General features: G+C 28.2%; 6 protein-coding genes. 1 reads left to right on the plus strand and 5 read right to left on the minus strand.

The genetic code is table 11. The features are described 5' to 3' along the window. Positions 1–252: 252 nt before the first annotated feature. The 4 genes from I6U48_RS29180 to I6U48_RS29195 form a co-directional block, all read right to left on the minus strand. Positions 253–1329 carry a uroporphyrinogen decarboxylase family protein gene (locus tag I6U48_RS29180; RefSeq protein WP_218324025.1) on the minus strand — a complete coding sequence of 359 codons (1077 nt, stop codon included), beginning with the start codon at positions 1327–1329 and terminating at the stop codon, positions 253–255. Between the two features lie 3 nt (positions 1330–1332). Next, a complete protein-coding gene (locus tag I6U48_RS29185; protein ID WP_218324026.1) occupies positions 1333–2007 on the minus strand; it encodes a cobalamin B12-binding domain-containing protein in 675 nt (224 codons plus the stop codon). A 341-nt stretch (positions 2008–2348) separates the two neighbouring features. Further along, positions 2349–2858, minus strand: coding sequence for a translation initiation factor IF-3 (infC, locus tag I6U48_RS29190; RefSeq protein ID WP_218324030.1), 510 nt, complete (start codon positions 2856–2858; stop codon positions 2349–2351). A gap of 340 nt (positions 2859–3198) precedes the next feature. Continuing rightward, positions 3199–3552: a response regulator gene (locus tag I6U48_RS29195; RefSeq protein WP_218324027.1), complete on the minus strand. Its 354-nt coding sequence runs from the start codon at positions 3550–3552 to the stop codon at positions 3199–3201. Positions 3553–3909: 357 nt separating this feature from the next. Between I6U48_RS29195 and nudC the strand changes: the two genes are divergently transcribed. Then, the gene (gene nudC, locus I6U48_RS29200; RefSeq protein ID WP_218324028.1) at positions 3910–4686 is read left to right on the plus strand and encodes an NAD(+) diphosphatase; all 777 of its coding nucleotides are present in this window, start codon (positions 3910–3912) and stop codon (positions 4684–4686) included. Positions 4687–4796: 110 nt separating this feature from the next. On the opposite strand, the gene I6U48_RS29205 is transcribed toward nudC, so the two are convergent. Next, complete coding sequence (locus I6U48_RS29205) at positions 4797–4940, minus strand: hypothetical protein (protein ID WP_218324029.1); 144 nt, start codon at positions 4938–4940, stop codon at positions 4797–4799. Positions 4941–5396: the final 456 nt, after the last annotated feature.

Consider the following 5396-nt stretch of genomic DNA (forward strand, 5'->3'; position numbering starts at 1 on the left):
ATCTTTAATTTAAAAGAAACTTCTACTTTCTGAGTATTTGAATAAGCGATGTTTTACACTCACAAAACAAGCCTAAAAAAATAAATTAGCTTTCTGACGTAAGGAAGAAAACTTACCTTCACTGTCCTATGTCCTATGTCCTTTGTCCTCTAGAAATATGTTTACATATTCCAATTATTACTAATAATTCTCATAGTATAAGTTAATTTTCTGGTGCGGGTATCTATAATCACCTCAATTTTAGTTTAAAACTTACAAAAGCATACTTTTTAATTTTTCAGGATCAACTGGATATCCAATTTCTCTAGCAGTATCCATCATAGTTTGTATATTCTCTAATGGAGTTTCTACCGGAAGGCTGCATCCTGACATAATTGTATATCCTTTAGGACTATCATATCCTTCAAGTACACAATTAATTACAGCATCCCTAACTTCTTTATGAGTACCAGCATACATAACATTGGAGGGATCCACATTACCAAGTATTTTCATCTTATCTCCTAAAGTTTTTTTGCATTTTGATAAACTTGCTATGTTATCCATACTAAAGCCGGCAGCTCCACAGGATGCTAAATCTCCAATATCAGGCCATATCTTTTCAGTATTTCCACATATATGAAGCACTGCAGCCTTTCCTCTGGACTGAATGAATTCAATTAATCTTTTTAGATAAGGTAAGCAAAATATTCTAAAATGTTTAGGGCTTATTATAGTGCAAGAAGCTAATGGTTCAGATATTGTAGGTGTAAGTCCTAAATCAATAATTACTTTGGAATATTCTATGCATGTTTGAAGGGAAATTTCACAAAGCTTATGTACAGCTTCCGGATTTTTAAAAAATAGCTTTGTCATTTTCTCTACACCAACTAAGAAGAAAGCATTAGAAAATGGACCTACTACTCCACCTGAACATGGAACTTCTTTGCCTAGAGCCTCAATTAAGTATTTCATTGCATCTACAAATACAGGAAGTCTCCCATCTTTAAAAGGATTTGCTACTTTCAATTTTTCGATATCTTCTAAATTATCTATAGCTGGCTTGGCTAAGTCTGCTGTATTATCCTCTGGCAAATCAAGCTTTGCCCCCATGGCCTCTGCCCAAACATATAAATCTGTAAAGACTCTAACCCCATCCATGCCGAATTTTTTATAAGCAGAAATTTGAGCTTCTGCAATAGTTTTTCCACTGGTATTAAAATCCGAAATTTTACATCCATGAATACGAGCTACTCCATTAGCTATATTAGGATTACAAGGCAGTCTATCAACTGCTTGTCCCTTATTTAATGCAATCGCTCTTTCCATTGGAGTCATTTGATCTATCATATTTTATGCCTCCTTTACCAAACTGTTATTTTTATTTACCAATTCTTTTGCAAATTTTGCAGCTTTTGAAGCATCTGTTGTATATCCGTCGGCGCCTATTTTAGTTGCATAGCTTTGAGAAATAGGTCCGCCACCAATCATAACCTTTACTTTATCTTTTAAACCTTCTTCTTTCAATATTTTTATAACCTCTGCCATTCCATCCATTGTAGTTGTCATAAGTGTTGACAGCACAATAATATCAGCACCAACTTCTTTAGCTTTATTTACAAAATTCCTAGGAGGTACATCCCTTCCCATATCTATAACTTCAAAGCCTTCTGTTTCCATCATTATTCTAACTAAATTTTTACCTATATCATGAGTATCTCCTTGCACAACACCAATTACAATTTTATGTTTACCATCTGTATCTTTGGTTTCCAAATGAGGCCTTAAAACATCTAATCCTGAATACATGGCATCTGAGCACATTAATAATTCAGGAATATAATATTCTTCTTCTTCATAAAGTACACCAGCTCTATTCATACCATCTGCCAAACCTTTATCAATAGCTTCATAAGCATTGATTCCTTTTTCAATACATTCCTTCGCAATCTCAACAGATTTTTCTTCTTCCATCTCAACTACGGCATCTGATAATCCTCTAAGTAAAGTCTCTCTTAAATCATTCATTTTTATCTTCCCTTCAATTAATTTATTTTATTTATATATTTTTAACTATAAGCTAAAAGATAACAGTTTTATGCTGTCAGCATTTATATGATATCCAAAGGCTCCTGCAATTACAATCTCCTCGATATCTTCTACACTTTATTTTAACATGAATTTACCAGTATACTTATTCATATTATTTATTAGGTCGGCTGCTTCTATTATGAAATATAATAAATAATGTCCAGTAATTTTAAAATTACTGGACATTATTATACTAACCTTTAATTAAGTCTTAAATTGTGCATTTAAGACTTAATTGTATACATAGCAATAGATTTACCAATTATTATCAATATAGTTTAATGTTTCTTAGGCGCTAAAATTAGAATCATATTGTTCCCCTCTAATCTAGCTGGTTTTTCAATTACACCTATCTCTCCCACCTTAGAGAGAAATATCTCAAAAACTTTATTTCCTACATTAGTGTAATTATTTTGTCTTCCTCTAAATCTAATTGATACCTTAACTTTATTATCACTTTGCAGAAATTTTCTAGCGTTATTTGCTTTAACTTCTATGTCATGCTCTTCAATACTTGGACTTAATCTTATTTCTTTAATATCAACAGTTTTTTGGTTTTTTCTATTTTCCTTTTCTTTTTTGCTTTGTTCGTAAAGGAATTTACTATAATCCATTATTTTACATACAGGTGGATCAGCTTTAGGCGAAATAGCTACCAAATCCTGATTTCTTTCTTCAGCCATTTTTAAAGCTTCTTTAGTGGAAATAATTATACTTTCCTCTCCGCCAACTAATCTAACCTCTTTTGCTCTAATATTCTCGTTTAAATTTAAATTTTTATTAATAATGCGACACCTCCAAATTTACTAAATAATATATAGTTATTATTTACGTTAATATATACTATTACTCTTTTAATAAAAAGTTTATAAAGTTTATATAGTTCAATTTTATCATACAAATTAAACTACTCTAATGTTATTGTAAAAATTATGATTTATTATAACGTTCATCCATACTATGTATACTTGTTTAATCCTAACATTATCTTATAAGAAAGTCTATATTTTTCTAATTTATTTATAAAGTTAACTTTATAAATAATATATATTAGAAATCTTACAATTAAAGTAATCCTATGATAAATCATAGTACTGCTTTAATTACAAGATTAAAAGACTAAATAAACTATAGCTTACTTAAAGCTTTAATAAGATGTTCTTCCTTATAAGGTTTTACTATAAATCCTTTTGCTCCAAGCATTATAGCCTTCTTTACCATTGTTTCTTGTCCCAATGCTGATATAATTATTACTACTGCATTAGAATTTAGTTTCTTTATTTGCTCAAGAGCTTGAACACCATCCATATCTGGCATCGTTATATCCATGGTTACAATCTCTGGTTTTAATGTTGCATATTTTTGAATAGCATCTAAACCATTTACAGCTTCTCCAATAACCTCATAACCATTTCTTTCAAGCATTGTTCTAAGAGATAACCTCATAAAAGCTGCATCATCAACAACAAGTACCTTTTTCATAAAATATTCCTCCTCCATTATAACAATAAATATCAAGGTCTAAAACATATTCTTAAAGTTTCTTTATAATTTTCTATAAATTAAAAACTATTTTACTTATGCGTAAAAATTTTAATTGATGATTTGTCACTTTATTTAACACTGCTTTTTTTTGTAGCAATTTTCTAAAAATATAAATATTAATTACTATTATATTATAGTAGGAAATCCAATGTCAATATTTGCAAAAGCAACTTTACCGCATTTTAACTAATTTTAGAAAAGTATATATATTTAATAATAGAATTTTGTTGAACTATGACATATAATAATGTTAATATAAACAAGTATACTAGATATTAAAGGATGTGACTAAACATGACTAAACAATTTTTTATTTTTAAAAATAATGAATTATTAATTAAGATTGAAAATAATCTTATATTTTTTCCTAATGAAAGTGATATAAATAATTTAAATATAAACTTAATAAATCTTGATTCTTTTATAATAGAAGATAAAAATGAATTTGTACTTTGTGAAATAAATGAACTAACGAATTTACCTAATAAGTTTAAGTTTTATAATTTTCGATCACTAATATCATTATTAGATAAATCTACATTTAATTTAGCTGCAAAAGCGCTTCATTTGGCCAGTTGGAATAAAACATATAAGTATTGTAATAAATGTGGCACTCTATTAAATGAAAAAGATGATGAAAGAGCAAAAATTTGCCCAGAATGCGGTTTTATAATTTACCCAAGAATATCTCCTGCGATTATAACTGCTGTTATTAAGGATAAAAAGTTATTACTTGCTCATAACACAAATTTTATTGACAATATGTACAGTGTAATTGCCGGTTTTGTAGAACCTGGTGAAACTTTTGAAGATTGTGTCGCTAGAGAAGTTTTTGAAGAAACAAGTATTAGAGTTAAAAATATCAAATATTTTGGAAGTCAACCTTGGCCCTTTCCCGATTCATTAATGGTAGCTTTCATATGTGAGTATGAAAGCGGCGAATTGAAAGTTGATGGTCTAGAAATTAGCGATGCAGATTGGTATGATATAAATAAACTACCATTTATACCTAAGGGAGGTAGTATAGCTAGAAAACTAATAGATTGGTTTGTTAGCAACTATAAAAACTAGAAGAAATGACAAATAGATTTTAGAAAATTAAAATCTATTTGCCATTAGCAAACACTCTAAAACCAGATATTTAAAGTGCCTATTTTTACAAAGAAAAAAGAATCCTATTTCTAAACTCCTCTAACTGCACTTAATTCTAGTTCTATTAATTTATTATATTCATCTTGCGTTATTACACTATTCAGCGTTCTCTTATCATATACATTATATTTCTCCATCAATGCTTTAATGTACTTATCTCTTTTTGCTTTCATATGTAACACTCCTCTTTAACAAATTGTTACAATTTGTTCTAAGTCTTAAAAATCAATACATAGTTTTGAGTATATCAAAAGAAATTACATAATTTCTTCTCAATACTTAAACTAAAATTATTGTTTTACATATTTTTTCTACTTATATTCACATTATACTACAATTATTTACATAATATCAACTTTTTTATACAATTCAGATATTATTTTTTAATCTTTATTACAAAATAATATTTTTATTATTTTAATATTTAAAGCCTGCATCCTAAATGGACACAGGCTCATATGCTATAATAAAATTCCAATGTAGAATAGAGGGTATTATTATTTTATGCTATAATAAAATAATTATTATAAAAGTTGTATAAAACCATTAAAACTAGTGATTATCTACAGTATTGATTATTATTCATATAAGTCAATTTTCGACCATGGATATTTAGAAAAATAAGCACT

This window comes from Clostridium thailandense, from assembly GCF_019207025.1.
GTDB classification, from domain to species: Bacteria; Bacillota; Clostridia; order Clostridiales; family Clostridiaceae; genus Clostridium_AM; species Clostridium_AM thailandense.